Genomic DNA, 16,541 nt, shown 5'->3' on the forward strand with positions numbered 1-16,541 from the left:
ACATGGCAACTCGCGTTTCCGAACTGATTGCCCGGCTTGAAGACCAGTTTTCGCAAAAGGCAGAGCAGATCGCGCAAAGCTCCCGCGCGATGGGAGATTCCGTCGATAGCGCCTCGAAGAGTATTGATGCCCAGAACAGCAGCCTGAAACAGACCGCTCAAACGACGGCACAGTTTGCTCAGGCATCAGATGGCGTTCAGAAAGCCATCAACCGGACCGAAACTGCTTTTGCGAGGATGGAAGAAAGGCTTGAGCGCGCGAGCAGCGAGCTCGCAAAAGGCGCGATTGACCAGCAGAAATATAACGACATCGTTGCGACGCAGACGGCGATTTTTGAAAAGGTAGAAGCGGCCTCGGCTAAGACGGTCACTGCCCTTCGTGAGCGTTCCAAGGCTCTTTCCGATGGGGCGAAGGCGACGACAGACGCCAACAAGACCATTGAGGAGACTGCCGAAAAAGCTGGTCTCTCCAGCCAGAAGATGGGCATTCTGGCCGACGAAGCGCACAAGTTCTTCGATCAAGTGATGTCGGGTGGATCCGCTATGCAGGCGGCGTTTTACCAGGTGCCGAACATGATCCAGGTCATGGGCGGTTTTGGTGGCGCTCTTGAAACTGTCGCGGGCTGGATGGTCGGGCCAGCCGGTGTTGCGCTCGCCGCGGGAGCAACTGCGGCTTCCGTCTACAAACTCGGATCTGCGGCCGAAGCAGAGCAGGAGCAACTGGCGACGCTGTCGCAGCACCTGCGGGCAACCCGTGATGATTATACGGCCATGGCGAGCGCTGCTGAAAATTCAGCCCGCCAGCTCTCCGCCAGCAGCGGCCTGTCGCTCGATGACAGCCGCAGCGTCACCACGACCTTTGCGGCCGTGCCCACGGTCGACAGTTCCAGCCTGACGTCGCTGACGCAGGAAGCACGGGATCTGGCGGAAGTCATGGGCGAGACCGTACCTGAAGCCGCCAAGGAAATGGCAGACGCCTACACGGATCCGGCCAAAGCCGCGCAGGACTTTGCCGACAAGGGGCTGCTGGGCGTTCATCAGGGGCTGGTCAGTCAGGTCAAGGATCTTCAGGACAGCGGCAACCGGATGCAGGCTTGGCAGCTGCTCATGGGCCAGCTTGAATCGGCCACGCGCGGCGCTGTGGATCAGGGGCTGACGCCGTTTCAGCAGTCGGTCCGCAATCTCAAGGATGCCTGGGCCGGTCCGATGGAAGGCGTCGAGAGTTTCGGCAACAAGGTCGGGGACTTCCTGGTCGCGCAGACCGCCAAAACGATCGACGGCCTGACAAACCTGATCAACAAGGTCAAAGAACTCAAGGGCTGGATGGACAGTTTCCAGCCAGAGCATACCGCCTATGTAGCCCAGCAGCAGCAGATCCAGCAGGGCACCAGCTCGGGCATGTCAGGGCTGATTGATACGGTCGGCCAGCAGATCGGCGCGACTTCGGACGTCATCTCCCTGGCACACCGGATCCAGCCAGTCGAAAGCGCGACGGGGCAGTATGACCGCAATGGCGCGGTCGTGACCTCCTCGGCAGGCGCGATCGGCGGCATGCAGGTCATGCCGGCGAATGCTGCCGGCAACGACCTGACGGATCCGACCGGCAACGTCACGGCGGCCGAGCGTCTGCTGGTCCGGCTGTATTCCAAATACAGCGGCAACGAGCAGCTGGTCGCCATGGCCTATAACTGGGGCGAAGGGAACGTCGACAAATACCTTCAGGGGAAAACTACGGTCCCGCAGTCCGTGCAGGACTATGCCCAGAAGGTCACGGGTGGCCAGATGTATGGCGCAACCACACTCGCCACGATGCAGGGCAAGGTCGATGACGCTCTGAAGACTTCGGACGGCTCGACGGCGTCCCAGGTGACGGATCAGACCAATGCCATCAAGCAGCTGACCTCTGCCCAGGAGGCACTGGACACGCTGTACAAGGCCGGCGCTGTGTCGGATGCCGATTATGCGGCGAGAACGCAGGATCTGACGCAGCGGCTGATGAAGCACAAGGGCGCGCTGAATGATCTGCGGGATCCGATGCAGGAGCTGGCACATCAGCAGCAGCAGGCGACGGATGCGGCCTGGGCTGGCACGGCGGCGCAGAAAGCCATGGTTCAGGTCGACCAGCAGGTCGAGGAAGCCGCCCGCAAGATGGGTCAGTCCCATGCAACGGCAGCGCAGATCCTGAAGGCGGAATCAAACGAGCAGCAGGTTCTGACGGGAGAGTTCAACAGTTCGATTGATGCGATGGACCGCAAGACAGCGGCCCAGAACACGCTGCTGTCGTCCTATGATGCCAGCAAGGGCAGCCTGGACGACTACCTACGATCGGTGGAAGCCTCGGACACGGTCCAGGCGACTTCGGTCGCTGGGACAAAGGAGCAGGCCCGCCAGACGGCAGTCCTCACGGACGCACTCAAGCGGCAGGCCGAAGCGCAGGTGGACATCACGACCGCCCGTAAGGCGTACAGCCAGAGCCTCGATCTCAGTTATATCAAGGCCGAGACGGATGCGATCGGACAGGATTCCGATGCGGTTTCGGTACAGATGGCTGTCCTCAAAGAGCGCAATGCGCTTCTGAAAAACGGTGCGGATCTGACATCCAAGGCCTCGCAGACCGATCTGGAGAACGTCGCGGCGATCCAGACGGCCACGAACGCCTACCAGAAGCAGCAGGACACGCTGAATGAGCTGACCAGCGATATCTCTTCGGCGGCCGACACGCTGTCGAGCAGCTTCACGCAGGCCCTGGTCAACGCCTCGAATGGCGGGGTGACGTTCAAGTCGGCCATGCAGGGCGTGGAAAGCCAGCTGATCTCGGTGATCGCCAAGCTGGCGCTGATCAACCCACTGCTGAACGCGATCGACGGCAAGAGCCGCACGACCCTGGGCGATGTCTCGTCCATTCTGTCGGGCAGCTCTTCGTCTTCGATGAGTGCGGGAGCGACTGCGATCAGTCAGGACTCCGGTGGCTGGGGATGGAATCCCCTGACGGCAACGGGCAGCTCTGGCGGCTCCACGTCCTGGCTGTCCTCCGGCCTCAAGACCAACCTGTTCGGCACGGCCACGGTGGGCAACCTCCTGGGCGGGATCGGCGGGGGTTTCGGGCTCGGCTCGGCCCTGTCCGGCATCGGCGGTGGGACGAAGACCAACGGCATGATCGGAAGCGGCGTCGGGGCGGCAGCAGGCGCTGCGGCCGGATCGTTCATCCCGGTGATCGGGACCATGCTGGGCGGCCTGATCGGCGGCGGCCTTGGCGGTCTTCTGGGGGGGCTCTTCGGGCACAAGAAAAACCCGTACACGATCGACCAGGTCATGACGACGGGAGGCTCGCTGTCGCTTGGCAAGACCTGGAACCAGGCCCAGACCGATCAGATCACGGAGCAGCTCAAATCCGACATCGCATCGTTCAACAAGGTCCTATCCACGGACGGGGTCACGATCGGCGGCGGCAATGGCGGGCTGCTGGGCACGGTCCGCGATGACAGGAACAACAAGGACAAGTCCCTTCAGTCCGTCTCGCTCACGGATCTGCTGAAACAGGCGACCTACAGCACGTCAGACGCCACGTTCCAGCAGGCCCTGCAACAGGGGCTGCCGAGCGATGCAACATCCGTCTCGGATTATGCAACGGCGATCGCCAACCTGAAGACCATGGCCGACACGGTCGACCAGCTGGGCGTGGCCGTCTCGAAGTTCAATTCGGACGGCACGGTCACGGTCGGCAGTTTCACCAAGGCTACCGGCGATCTGAAAACGGCTCTGGATACCGCGCTCGATGGCAAGTCGCTGTCGACGTCGGATCTCCAGACCCAGATCTCCACCATCACGACCTTCGTCGACACGACGATGCCGGGGCTGCTCAAGGCCACGGTCTCGGGACAGCAGTCCTGGGTGGATCAGATGGCCACGCTGAAACAGACCTATGAGGCAGCCGCCTCGCAGGCCAGTCAGTACGGGCTCGACGGCACCCAGCTGAATGCGAAGTACCAGTCGCTTTACGACCAGGGCTTTGCCTCCCAGCTGGACACGCTGCGACAGAGCGATCTGTCGGTTCAGGCGCGGTACCAGACAGCCACGGGCGATGATGAAGGGGCAGCGCTGACGAACTTCGACATCAGTGCGGACCAGCAGCGCCAGCAGCTGGCGGACAACTGGAAGAACTTCCTCGGGGACGCCTACACATCCCAGCAGGAATATATCAGCCAGTCGGCCGACCTGGAGAAGACGCTCTCGGCCGAGCGCCTGAAGATCCAGCAGCAGTACAATGACCAGGCGCTGCAAAGCGCTGAAAGCGTCATGTCCAGCCTGGAGACCTATGGCGCGGGTCTGGCCACGTCGGATGCCTCTCCGCTGTCGGCCGCCGATCAGTACAAGGTCGCGAATGACAACTTCACGACCGATCTGACGGCAGCCCAGGGCGGCAGCTTCACGGCGCTTCAGGCCATGCAGGGCGACATGCAGACCCTGCTGGCCCAGAGCAAGACCTTCAACGGGTCAGGCACGGCCTACGCTCAGGACTATGCCCGCGTCATGCAGGCACTCCAGAGCCTGGGGAGCATCGGTACGGACGATCTGACGGCTTCCGTCATGAAAGAGGCGCTGAAGACGTCCACCGACACGCTCAACACGACGCTGGCGCAGCTGGTCGATCTGGCCACGAAGCAGCTGAATGAGACCCGCATGCAGAGCATGAAATCCACCACCGGAAAGGCAGCATGACATGACAGTGATCCGGGCAGTCGAGATCGACCTGGTCGATACCCTGGCTGTCCAGGTCGATGACCTGCCGGCCCATGGCAGCCGGCCACGCGGAACGCTGCGGCGGAGTGCGGGGTCTCTGGAGACGATTGAGACCCTGCGCTTCTCCGACATGGGGTACGTCGATGAAAACCATGTTCCCTATGTCCCGATCGTCACCCAGGCGTTTGATCTGGACCGTGGCATTTCCCTGACCTCGGACGCCCTCGGGGGCACGTCATCATTCGGTTCGGTCACGCTGATCAATGATGGCTCCCTCGACACGCTCGTGGCCAGCCGCACGAATGACCATCTGCCCATCCGGATCCTGAGCGGGCGTAAGATTTTCGACCGGGACCGGGGGATCTGGCAGGATCCGAAGCGCGCGGATCTCCAGCCGGTCTTTGCGGGTCTGGGCACGCTCTGGCAGCCCGGACGTCGCACCCTGACCGTGCCCCTGCTCGGGGCGCTGTCCTGGCTCGATGTCACCATGGCAGGTCGGATCTATGGAGGCACGGGCCGTCTGGACGGAGATGCCAACGTCTCCGGCCGCGTCATGCCGACCCTGCGGGGGACGGCGTGCAACATCACACCCGTCCTGATTGATGCGGTCAATTACGTCTATCAGGTCAGCGATGCGCCGGCCGAGATTTCCGCGCTCTATGAGGGCGGCTTTGCAGGGGGCATCGCCTTCGGCGGGCTGGTCTCGGATCTCTATGCCCAGTCTCCTGCTCCTGGAACCTATCAGATCCAGAGAGGAGGCACCGGCACATGGATCCGGCTGGGAACACGTCCCGTCTACGGCATCACCGTGGACGCGGTCGGGTCGTTCCCCTCCGGAGCCGCGCCGCAGAACGTCCTGGACATCCTGCGCACGATGCTCCTGGAGGACTTCGTTCTTCCAGAATCCTACATCGACGTCCAGTGGCCGGCGCAGAGCCCGCTGGCCCCCTGGCGGGCGGGATGGTTCTGGGATGGAACAGAAACGGTCACGGGACAGGACGTCGTCCGGACGCTGCTCTCGGGGCTGGCGCTTTCGATCGTGCCAACGCGCTCGGGCACGCTGCGGCCTGTTCTGCTGGAAGCGGTCGATGACCTGACCGCCTCGACCCTGACGCTGGATGCGACTGTCATCACCGACATCCAGTCCGTGTCTCTGGATGCCTCCCTCAGTCCGCCGACATGGCGCTGGCGCATGGGCTGGCAGCATAATTTCACGGTCCAGACGGCCGGATCGGGTCTGCACCCGCAGGCCCCGGCCGACCGGCCGGCCCTGATCGCCGCAGCCGATCGCAATGCCGTCTGGTCCGATGCGACCCTGCGGACGCGCTGGCGGGTTCCGAACGATCCGACGCCGGTCGTCACGGCCCTGGCATCCTCGGAAGACGCCCAGACCGTCGCAAATTCACATGGCCAGCTCTGGGGTGCCTATCGCACCCTCTGGGCCATCACCATTCCGGTGGAACTGAGCTGGCAGGTCGACCTTGGCGATACCGTCTTGATTCAGGCTCCCATTCCAGGGCTGTCCTATGCATGCCTGGGCGTGGTTGTCGCGGAGCATGTCCGGGGCGGCGATGCGACGGCAACCCTTCAGATCCTGACCCTATGGACCATCCCGCAAGACGTGGACGGCGGTGATTTTGGGCCAGACATTATGTGAGACCTCATGGAAAACTGTGGACTTGGCTATCAGAACGCCGTGCTCTCCGCTGTCCTGTCGACCGACAGCGCCGCCGCAACGCTGCCTGTCACGAACCTGACCTCCCCGCAGGGCAATCCGGCCTATGCCTGGCGGGCAGACGTCACGACAGCGACCCTGACGGTGGCGCTGTCACAGCGCGGGGGCGTGCGGGTTGTCTCGGTGCATCGCACCAACCTGACGGCGCAGGCCAGCTGGCGGATCGTCGTCAGCAGCGCCGGCAACGTCCTGCATGATGCAACCCAGCCCATGGCGATCGTGGCGGGTCAGGCGGCCTGCGTTCTGCCGGCTGAACTGTCCTGCGACGTCGTGGCGATTACGATCGCGGATCCGGGCAATCCGGACGGGTATCTTTCAATCCCGCTGGCCTATGTCGGGCCGCTCTGGCAGCCGGTCCGCAATTTCTCCACCGACAGCAGCTCGGGATTCAATCTCGGCGTCGATGAAGTAACGGCGCTGTCTGGCGCGGAATTTCCGCAGATGCGCTGGATCCAGCGAAAGGCCTCGATCGCGCATCAGTCCTATGGCGCGGCCGAGACCGCAACCTTGCGGGAGATCCAGCGGGTCGCGGCGGTCGGGGAGAATATTCTCTTCCTCCCGGATCCGGGCGCGGCCTCCCAGGAGGAAGCGATCTTCGGGCGTCTGAGCGGCGGCGACATCGGCAATCCTTACGGCCCCGCCGATCGGCGGAGCTGGACCTTCACCCAGACGGAGCGACTGTGATGACCATGCTGGCCAATTTTGTTCTGGAGACCGCCAGCAGTCCGGGTGTCGGGGACTTCGTGCTGAACGGCTCGGCCGCGGACCGCAGGGCGTTCTCCCAGGCGTTTCCGAGCGGGGGCCGGGTCTTCTATTTCGCGGATGACGGGACGCAGGCGGAATGGGGCGTGGGCACGCTCACGATCGGAAATCCCTGCACGCTGGCCCGCAGCCGGGTGATCGGCAACACACAGAATACCACGGACCTCCTCCGCTTCTCTGGAGGGGTGCAGGTCTATAACGAGATCCCGGCCGAGTTTCTGGTCCTGCTGGATGAGAACGGCGCGGCGAGCCTCAAATCGCTGACCGTGCTCTCCGAGCTACTGGTCCCGCAGGTCTCGGACTGGAGCAGCAGTCAGGCCGTCAGGGCCGTGGATGCGAAGAACCAGTTCGTCAAACAGGGATGGGGCTTTGCCAATTTCGGGGGCAATCAGGTCTATGTCGGCTTGCGCACGGATGGGTCAGGTGTGGGCCTCGGCGTCGACCAGACGGATTTCGGGAATATTGCCTTCCAGTCCTGGGTCGGAAAAAACTATGCGACCACGGTTCAGCTCAATACGGCGATGTCGTCCGCCAATTCTGCGCAGGGGACTGCGAACTCTGCCCTGGCGGCGGCGAATAATGCGAACGGCAACAAGCTGGACATCACCGATGGGACGGCCACCCGTCTGACGGTCAATTATGGCACCATGCGAGCCCAGTTTCAGGGCGACGGGAATTTTGTTCTCTACTCCGGGAATGCGGCTGTGCTCAGTGTCAGCCAGCAGTCCATCAACTGGAACGGGCATGGCTTCGCCTTCACGCAGGACCTGCCCACGGATCCGGGGCAGAAAATCGTCATGGACGTCGCGACAGGCGTGTCCGCCGGTGGTCGCGTGACTTTCGCCGTCCCGTTTTCGGATACGCCGAGGGTCATGGCCCAGAATTTCGGGGATGGGGACGTGAACTGTCACGCCTATGCGCCGGACAAGAATGGCTTCTCGCTCCACATCAACAATGGCGGGACAACAGACATCACCTACATCGCCAAGGGTCCGAAGTAACCAGCCGCCCTCCCGCTCCGCATTCTTCTGTCTGCCACCTTCAGGGTGGCTTTTTTTATGGAAAAACGATGCCTGACTCCCAGACGCCCACCATGGTCGCAAGCCTGCCTGCTGCTCTGTCTGCCGAAGAGCGGATCCGCGTTCTCGAAGACCGCTGCCTGACACTGGAGACCCAGCTCTCCAGCGTTGGCAACAGCCAGTCCGATCTGCGGGCCGAGATGCGTCAGGAAATCGCTTCGCTGCGCAGTGAGATTGAGGCGCTTGCGAAATCGATGGAGAGCAGCAACCGCCAGATCAACGGCAAGCTCGACCGCCTGTTCGGCGCGCGCGCCGTTGTCACGGCTGCGATCACCCTGCTGACCTCAATCCTTGGATCGGGCGTCGTGCACCTTGTTGTCTCGATCGGGAAGTGAGGTTGGCTTTAGAAAAAGAGAATCATTTCCACTTCCTGAGTAGAATTTCGAAGATCCTTAATTATATCCATTATTCTTTCTGAAGTTCGTATTTTTGTCTGTCACGAATTTTTCCTAGTAGTACTAAAGCCTCTTCCGAATACTTATGAAATTTTGTTTTGTTTACCAGTTCTGCGCGATGATAGATATTATCAGAAGATTTCATATTCCATCCAGATTCTCTTTTAAGTCTTTCAATTAATTGATTAGCAAGATGCCAACTTCTTCCGCCTAAGGCTTTTCCAAGTTGTGTTGTGCTAAATTTGTAATGCGCGGATGCTGCAGAATATTCTTTGATGCTTGCAACTCCAAAAAGCTTAGCAAAAGAAGTTGAATTTTCGACACTACTATTTAGCATTTGGAAGTCTGCTTCTACTTTTGATTTTGGAATATCATGGCGTACTAGATCGTATGATCGAGCAACCAGCGCTCTGAGAGCTCTAGGATTAACATCATTCATGATCGGATTTGCAGAAAACGCATCAAACACCCAATCAAATTGATTCGCCTCGATAAGTTTTACGCGAACTGATCGATCTTCTTCAGTCGCAATTATCGTCTCTCGGGCTGGATTGCTTTCCTCCGTGATCTTAGAATTCCATTTAAGAATATATACATTGGGAATGATGCCGCCTTTTTCGGGAAGAGCCTCGTCAATGTCAGATAGAATTGCGCGGATGTTTGGGTCTGTTGCGCTGTATCCAATAAATATTAGAGGATGCTCATTGAAAAAAGTAAGAAGCTTGGCGCTAAGAAATTTCTTTTTTTTCGCAAAAACTTCATAATCTCTACTTGTGAACACCAACCCTGAGGGATCACTTACGCAGCCGTGAATTTTGAAAATTTCGCCGATAGATACCGACTGACTCTTGAGAATCTGTTGACCAACAATAGGCTCTAAATCTGGAAATAATGCTTCGATCATTTGATCATAATTTGTAGTAATTATGGCATGTGGTTTAATTGCTTGAAGCGCGATTATCTCATCTAAATTGCCATTTTCCTTCAGTTGGTCAATATTTTTTGGTGTAATTGACTTAAAATACTGTGATATTTTGAATTTAATGTAGGCATCTGCCGCTATATCATCCGAAAACATTTCCTTTGGAAAATCGTTCTGACCTGCAGTCCAAGCCCATTCCTGATATTTTTGTGCGAACGCTTCACCAATTGCCATTGGTGTGCCAAGTGACTGTTTGTAAAAACCTAGTCCCTTGTCGATAAGGGAACATTGGTTTGCAAGGTGTGTAAGTAATTCGTCCCAGTTTGGTGCTGAGAAGTACCTCTTTGCTAAACCAGATCCGACAAAAAGGATAGGCTGGCAACCAAGTTGTTGCACGATTTCTGATATATCTAACGTTATTTCTTCAATATAGCGCTGATAAGAAGACTTTTCGCCTTCATCATTCGTATCAATCATTTATTTATAGATCTCCATCATTCTGCTAAGGATTGTAGCCGTTGAATCTGATTACGTAAAATGCTGCATATGCAAAAATATGTAGGATAAAAATCTGAATTACTATTCACTGATAATGATAAATATATATTACATTTATGAAAATTTTTTCTAATATATAAGAAGATATGGGTTATTCGGGTAATCTGGAGATCCCAGTACCAACGGTAAATAAAATAGACTCTATAGTTTGATATTGAAAAATCTATCTATTTTTTCTTATCCCCGTTTCACCAAAGCTGCCCCAACTGGGCGGCTTTTTTTTTATGGAAAATTCCCATGCATGAAACCGCCATCACTCTGGCCACGGCGCTGCTACGGCGACCGGGGTTCGAGGGCTTTTGCGCATCGCCCTATGTCTGTCCGGCCGGGTACTGGACGATCGGCTATGGCAGCCGGTGGCTGGCCAACGGACAGCCCGTCACGGCCCGGACTTCTCCCATCGATGAGGCGGATGCCGGCAGCCTCCTGCTCCAGACCGTCACGGCGCTGGATGCGACGCTGTCCCGCCTGATCCAGGTGCCGCTGTCGGGCGTCCAGCGCGCGGCCCTGCTGTCCTGGCAGTACAATGTCGGGACACCCGCCGTCGAAAGCTCGACCCTGCTGCGCAAGCTCAATGCCGGAGATTATGCCGGCGCGGCCGACGAGCTGCTGCGCTGGGACAAGGCCACCGTGCGCGGCCATCTGGTCGAGCTGGCCGGCCTGAAAAATCGCCGTGCCCGTGAGCGCGCCATCTTCCTCGGCCTCGCAACTCCCATGACACTGAAGAATAGAAACGTCTGATGGTCCAGAGTTTTACACTGCTCCGAAAATCCGCCATCGGTACAGGAGAACTCTCCTCACGGTGCGACATGACCGGAGCAATGAAAATGCGGGTATTTCCTCTTATCGTCGCATGGACGTTTCTGGCTGTGCCTTCAGCCTTTGGGCAGAGTATGCCACTCTGGAAATCCGCTACCCAGACGGGAAACGTCCGGGATCTTGTGCTGTCGGCAGGAAGCGACAACTCGGTCGCCGCGTGGCTAGGAAAAAAGACCGACACCCAGAACGGGCGTTTGCAAAACCCGGTCATCAATCAACGAAGCATCACGACTGGCCCCTTGCAGCTGTCGGATGTCGGATCCTCTCTTGGCGTGGCTGCTCTGGATGCCGCAAGTGCGGTCCGGTCCGTGGGCATCGCAAACTTCGACTATCTGAAAATTGATCCTTCGTCAGCAACCGGACGCCTGCTGGTGCCTGTGCCCTCTGTCAAATGCCCTGGAGCAATGGGAACAACGTCTCCAGCCGCAAACTGCCTTGCCGTGCGTGCAACGACAGGGAACGCCGTCGTGGCGCAGATGCTGAGCCTGATCAACGAGGATCAGACTACGGATGCATCTGAACTCCAGGTCGCTCAGGCTATTGGCGTTCTTCAGGACAGCCCAAACTCGGCAGCATGGGGGCAAAATATTGTCATGACCCAGGGCCCCGGGACGGCTGGCGTTGCTGGAACGGAGATCGACATCAACCGCGCGGCAACGTGCGATACGGCCGTGGATAGCTGGTCAGACCCCAAATGCCCTGGAGCAACCGGCTCCTGGATTACCGGCATGCCTGTTTCCGGCCATACAGGCAGTCCGGGGTACGTCCTGACAAGCGCGTCAGGAACTACGCCCCTTTTCAACGTTGGATATGGCGTGTTCGGGAATGCCGTTCGTGACACCGGCTTTCTGGATAGTTCATCCTCCCATACCGGCTTCCGTCTCTATAACGGGCACACCTATGGCTTTGATTGCAGTACTGCCAACCTGTTCGATGCCTGTTTTGCCATGGTGGATGCAAACTCCTTCACCCAAGGCCGACAGGGGATTTACTGGTTCCCAAAGTCAACCGTAGCCGGCGGAGACAATCAAACTCCGGATGGATATCTGACAATGACATCCGGTGCCTTGAGACTGGAGTCTGACACAACAGGTACCTTCTCCATTAATGCTTCAGCGGACGTGGATACCAGTTTTGACGTTGGATCGACCTATCATACGCATACCACCAACATCAATCTGCACAGCGTCAACTCTGGAAATGCCTATGATGCGCAAATCCAGTCGACGGGAGGGGCGGCCGGAGCCAATGGTGGTGGCACACTCAGCCTGACGGCTTCGCGTATCAGCCTGAACGGCCTGCTGCATATTCAGGCGCTCACCAAAGCGCAGATCCTGGGCGTCGCCAATCCGGTTGAAGGGATGATTGTCAATGACAGCGATGACCATGTGCCTGTCGTTTACGAAAATGGGCACTGGTATCCGATGACACTCGGGTCCGCTCTTCAGTAAGCGACAAAACATTATCTCTTAAAACAGCCGCCTCCGGGCGGTTTTTTCATATCTGGAGAACACTCTCATGGACTGGACAACCCTGTTCCAGACGGTCCTGCCGTACCTGCCTGCGCGGTATGCGGGGGACATCGTCTCGATCCTCACCTTCCTGATCGCGGCGGCCGCTCTGGCCATGCGCTTCTGGAAACCACCTGCGGCCGGCAGCAGGCTGGCGCTGCTCTACAAGATAGTCGCAGCCCTGGCGCAGTCGAAAGGCTGGAACACGAACGCCTATCAGCCCGATGCCAAGGCCCTGATGATCCCGGCCGAGGCCAGCCGCACGATCGAGGCCGCCAAGCTGGGTCTTGATCCGGCTTCCACCCATCCCAGGGCGGGCGCGCCTCCCAAACCGACCGCCTGACCCGAAGGAGGTAGGCTCCCGCCTGTCAGACCGCTCTTTCTTCCGCCGCCCTCTGAGGCGGTTTTTTTATGTCCGGAGACATCATGCGCAATCGCTTTCTCGCCCTCAGCCTCGGTGCCCTTCTTCTCGGCTCCACGACCGCCTGCACCACGACCGCCAATACGGCCAGCTTCAATACGGCCGCGCTCAACAGCGACGCCACGGCCATCGCCTATGCCGTCCAGGCGATCGAAAGCATCCCCGAACTGGAAAGCCATCTGTCTGCTGCAGACAAGGCGAAGTTCGACAACCTGGTCGCGCAGATCCGCAGCGTGACGGCGCAGGTGGCGGCCAACTCGAACGGCTCCATCACGGTGGCGACTGGTAAGGACTGGGCGAAGAGCCTCGGCACGGATCTCGAAACCCTGCTGGCGATCGCAACCCCGATCGTGAAGGTCTACTCGCCCTCGGCTGCGACCTACATGCAGACGGTCCAGGCGATGATTCCGCTGGTTGAAGCGCTGGCCGGTGTCACGGCCGCACCTTATGCCGCACCTCTCCAGTCGCCGGAGCTGGTCCGCGCCCGGATCTATCAGGGCGTCTGATCTTTCGATCCCGACCAGCATCAGGGGGAGCGCCTTTTGGCTGCTCCCCTCTTTTTTTGTATCCGGAGATCCCATGCAGGACAGAAGACTGGGCAAGCGCGCCCCGAAACATGATCCGCGCACCTATCGCCTCGGCCGGGTGCTGGCCGTGCGCCTGCCGGCCGTGCCCGCCGCGCAGGACTGGTCGCAGAACGTGCCCTATCAGATGTGGGGCAATGACCGCTTCGGCTGCTGCGCGTTCGCCGCTCACGCTGCCCTGGTGGCGACCTGGACGAAGGCCGCGCAGTCTCTGGTCATGCTCTCGACCGAAACGGTGCTGGACAACTATGCGGCGCTGACAGGCTTCGATCCGGCCACCGGGGCCAATGATGACGGCACCATTCTGCTGGACGAACTCAACGCCTGGCGCCGTAACGGCCTGCTCCGCCCCGGACAGACCCGCGATTACCTGACCGCCTATGGCTCGATTGTGCCCACGGACGTCGTGGGCATCCGCCGTGCCATTGCCTATCTGGGCGGCGTGCTGGCCGGTGTGCAGGTGCCGCAAGGCTTCCTCGATCTGGGTCTCGGTGAAACCTGGGACTGGGATGCCATCTCCAACCATACGCCTGCCGGGGGCCATGCCATCGCGCTGGTGGGTTACAATCCGGACGGCGTGTTCTTCAACACCTGGGGCACGCGCACCTTCATGCCGTGGAGCACCTTCACGCGGATCGCGGATGAAGCCTATGGCCTGCTGTCGCGCGAGAACTGGCTGGGCATTCCCGGCACGGCTCCGACCGGTGAGGACTTCGACGCGCTGCTGGCGGAAGTGAGGGCCGCATGAATAACGAAAGAAATCCGCACCTCTTTCCCACTATGCGAAAGGCGAAGAAAGGCTTTCGCGGCACAATGTCGGCAAAAGCGAGGACCGCATGACCACGGTTCACAATCTCACGCCGTCCCCGCTGCGGACGGTGATGCTCCAGTCCTGCACCGGGCTGTTTGCCCAGGTGATGTGGACGCCGAAAGCTTCGGCTGACTGTCTGGACTATGTGCTGGACTTCTCCACCCTGCTGGCCGGCACAGGCGACACGCTGACCGCGATCCGCTCTGCCGTCGTCACCACGGCCACGGGCGGGGAGTATGACCTCAAGGTCATGTGGTCGGCCGTGGCGGGATCGCTGGTCGTGGCCTTCCTCGCCAGCGGGCAGCCCAATACGGCGCAGAAGATCCTCTTTGAGATCACGACCCAGCAGGGCCGCGTCTATTCCGTGATGGCGGTCCTTCAGATCACGACGCTGACCGTGGCGACGACGCCGCCCGGTGACTTCCCGGCCGATATGCTGACGAACGGCAAGGTGCTGATCGCCGGCATCGAGGCCCTGCCTTCGGGCTATTCCGCGAACGGCCGCGTCGTCATGGCGACGGAAGATGCGGCTCCTGTGGGCACGCCATCCTTCGAGAGCGTGACAGCCGGGACGTATTCCGGCGATGGCTCCGGGCTGGAGGTCACGTCCGGTACCAAAACCCAGACCATCGCGGAATGGATTGCGGCGCTGTCTTCGGGCGGAGCTCAGGGCGTCGGCATCAAGGCGATCAACCTGGCGCAGGATCCTGTTGTCGCGGGCCAGCCGTCCACGGTGACGCTGACGGCCACGCTCACGGACGGTACGGCGACCGCCCCTGCGACTTTCGAAGTTCCAACCGGTGCTGCAGGAGCAGCCGGTGTGCCTGGTCCGCAGGGCATCAAGGGCGATACAGGGGCGAGCGGGGCAACCGGGCCAGCTGGTGCACCCGGCTCCGACGCGAATGTCACGGCGGCGAATATCAAGACGGCACTCGGATACGCCCCGGCAGCTACGGTGCCGCAATGCACGGCTGCTGAACTGCCGAAGAGCGGCACGGTCGGGGACGCCGTCTTCTGCACGGATGCGACCAGTGGCCTTCAGGGCCAGACATTTCCGGCGGAGGGATGCTATCTCTTCTGGAACGGGGCCGCATGGGTCGATTACATGGGGTTCGCCTACACCACGGGAAATTTCCCAGGCGGTACGGCCCATATCACTGCTCAGAAAATCACGGCGTCGTACGAAGCTGACATCGCAGCTGGATACGTCTACGGGTATTTTGCTTTCCAGAGCGATGCAGTTCTGGACATGCAGAATAAGACAACAATCACCAGCAGCACCGGCAATACGCTCGCGGCCATCAAAGGCAATACCAGTACATCCCAGAATGTCGCCAGTGCGCTGGCCTGGGCGAAAGATGCCCGAGGCCCGGGCGAAGCGGCGGGCGCAGGTACCGGGCGCTGGATCTATAAAAACACTGTGGGCGTATGGTGCGATTTCGCGACCGGGACGGAGGCACTGGTATGAGGGCGTTGGCACTCTGCGGGCTTCTGACCCTCTCGGCCTGCTCGGCTGGATCGGTCGCACCCGTGACAATCAGTCAGGCCATTGCCGGCGTTCAGGCCGATCTGACGAAGGCCGGTGTCGTTAGCGTGTCTGGTGTCCAAACATGGACAGCGGATCAGGCTGCCCGGTTCGACGCGAATGTCCGGGCCATCCAGTGCGCTCAGCAGACGTCAGATCCGGTCGTGGCGATGATTGCCGGGCCGGTCACGATGGACCTGTCGGGGACATTCAGCCAGTCGGGATCGTTCTCTGTCTCCGCGTCGTCCGCCCTGCCGGTCTTCGGGCTTCAGGCCGATGCCAGCCGGACGAAAGGCCAGACTCTGAACGTCCCGGTGCAGTTCGTGCCGCTCTCTGCCTTGGCTGATGCCGAGGCTGGGCGGGAAGTCGGTTATGCCGGGGCACTGCTCGGACAGAACGATGCTGTGCGGCAGGAGGTGGCCGCACGAATTGAGAAAAGCCGATCTGCGCTGGCAGCTCACATTACGGCGTTACTCTCGGGATATTCTGAAATCTGCCATCAGAATGAAGGGCGATCATTCGTAGGGATGCGGCACGGTGCATGACCTTTCCCACCTTACGAGAGCAAATTTAGGTTTGACACTAGGACGATTCGGCCCTTGATATTCCGTTAGAGAAATTTACAGGTTTTACCATACAAGACATTGTTTTATATGGTTTTATCTAGTTGCGTCAGGTCC

General features: G+C 59.5%; 13 protein-coding genes. 12 read left to right on the plus strand and 1 reads right to left on the minus strand.

Going from position 1 to position 16,541, the window contains the following annotated elements; all coding sequences use genetic code 11:
* The first annotated feature begins 2 nt into the window (after positions 1-2).
* The 5 genes from HK22_RS08505 to HK22_RS08525 all read left to right on the plus strand — a co-directional run bounded on the left by HK22_RS08505 (position 3) and on the right by HK22_RS08525 (position 8,650).
* Positions 3-4,718 (plus strand): phage tail length tape measure family protein, encoded by a 4,716-nt coding sequence (locus tag HK22_RS08505; RefSeq protein ID WP_086648960.1) that lies wholly within the window; start codon positions 3-5, stop codon positions 4,716-4,718.
* A 1-nt stretch (position 4,719) separates the two neighbouring features.
* Positions 4,720-6,396: a hypothetical protein gene (locus HK22_RS08510; RefSeq protein ID WP_086648961.1), complete on the plus strand. Its 1,677-nt coding sequence runs from the start codon at positions 4,720-4,722 to the stop codon at positions 6,394-6,396.
* Between the two features lie 6 nt (positions 6,397-6,402).
* Positions 6,403-7,158: a hypothetical protein gene (locus tag HK22_RS08515; RefSeq protein WP_086648962.1), complete on the plus strand. Its 756-nt coding sequence runs from the start codon at positions 6,403-6,405 to the stop codon at positions 7,156-7,158.
* Complete coding sequence (locus HK22_RS08520; RefSeq protein ID WP_086648963.1) at positions 7,158-8,237, plus strand: hypothetical protein; 1,080 nt, start codon at positions 7,158-7,160, stop codon at positions 8,235-8,237. The genes HK22_RS08515 and HK22_RS08520 overlap by 1 nt, the downstream gene beginning before the upstream one ends.
* 68 nt (positions 8,238-8,305) lie before the next feature.
* Complete coding sequence (locus HK22_RS08525; RefSeq protein WP_086648964.1) at positions 8,306-8,650, plus strand: hypothetical protein; 345 nt, start codon at positions 8,306-8,308, stop codon at positions 8,648-8,650.
* A 70-nt stretch (positions 8,651-8,720) separates the two neighbouring features.
* On the opposite strand, the gene HK22_RS08530 is transcribed toward HK22_RS08525, so the two are convergent.
* On the minus strand, positions 8,721-10,109 hold the full coding sequence (locus HK22_RS08530; RefSeq protein ID WP_086648965.1) for an SIR2 family protein: 1,389 nt from the start codon (positions 10,107-10,109) through the stop codon (positions 8,721-8,723).
* A gap of 318 nt (positions 10,110-10,427) precedes the next feature.
* On the opposite strand from HK22_RS08530, the gene HK22_RS08535 reads away from it, so the two are divergent.
* From HK22_RS08535 to HK22_RS08565, 7 genes are all read left to right on the plus strand, one after another.
* On the plus strand, positions 10,428-10,931 hold the full coding sequence (locus HK22_RS08535) for a lysozyme (protein ID WP_086648966.1): 504 nt from the start codon (positions 10,428-10,430) through the stop codon (positions 10,929-10,931).
* A gap of 86 nt (positions 10,932-11,017) precedes the next feature.
* Entirely contained in the window at positions 11,018-12,460 is a 1,443-nt protein-coding gene (locus tag HK22_RS08540; RefSeq protein ID WP_143412395.1) for a hypothetical protein, read from the plus strand.
* Positions 12,461-12,527: 67 nt separating this feature from the next.
* Positions 12,528-12,863, plus strand: a complete 336-nt coding sequence (locus HK22_RS08545; protein WP_062105780.1) for a hypothetical protein — start codon at positions 12,528-12,530, stop codon at positions 12,861-12,863.
* An 83-nt stretch (positions 12,864-12,946) separates the two neighbouring features.
* Positions 12,947-13,447: a hypothetical protein gene (locus HK22_RS08550; protein ID WP_086648968.1), complete on the plus strand. Its 501-nt coding sequence runs from the start codon at positions 12,947-12,949 to the stop codon at positions 13,445-13,447.
* A 73-nt stretch (positions 13,448-13,520) separates the two neighbouring features.
* A complete protein-coding gene (locus HK22_RS08555) occupies positions 13,521-14,273 on the plus strand; it encodes a hypothetical protein (protein ID WP_086648969.1) in 753 nt (250 codons plus the stop codon).
* 88 nt (positions 14,274-14,361) lie between these two features.
* Positions 14,362-15,804, plus strand: a complete 1,443-nt coding sequence (locus tag HK22_RS08560; RefSeq protein ID WP_086648970.1) for a hypothetical protein — start codon at positions 14,362-14,364, stop codon at positions 15,802-15,804.
* Positions 15,801-16,406, plus strand: coding sequence for a hypothetical protein (locus tag HK22_RS08565; protein ID WP_086648971.1), 606 nt, complete (start codon positions 15,801-15,803; stop codon positions 16,404-16,406). Before HK22_RS08560 ends, HK22_RS08565 begins: the two co-directional genes overlap by 4 nt.
* Positions 16,407-16,541 lie beyond the last annotated feature (135 nt).

This window comes from Gluconobacter sp. DsW_056, from assembly GCF_002153595.1.
Classification (GTDB): Bacteria; Pseudomonadota; Alphaproteobacteria; order Acetobacterales; family Acetobacteraceae; genus Gluconobacter; species Gluconobacter albidus.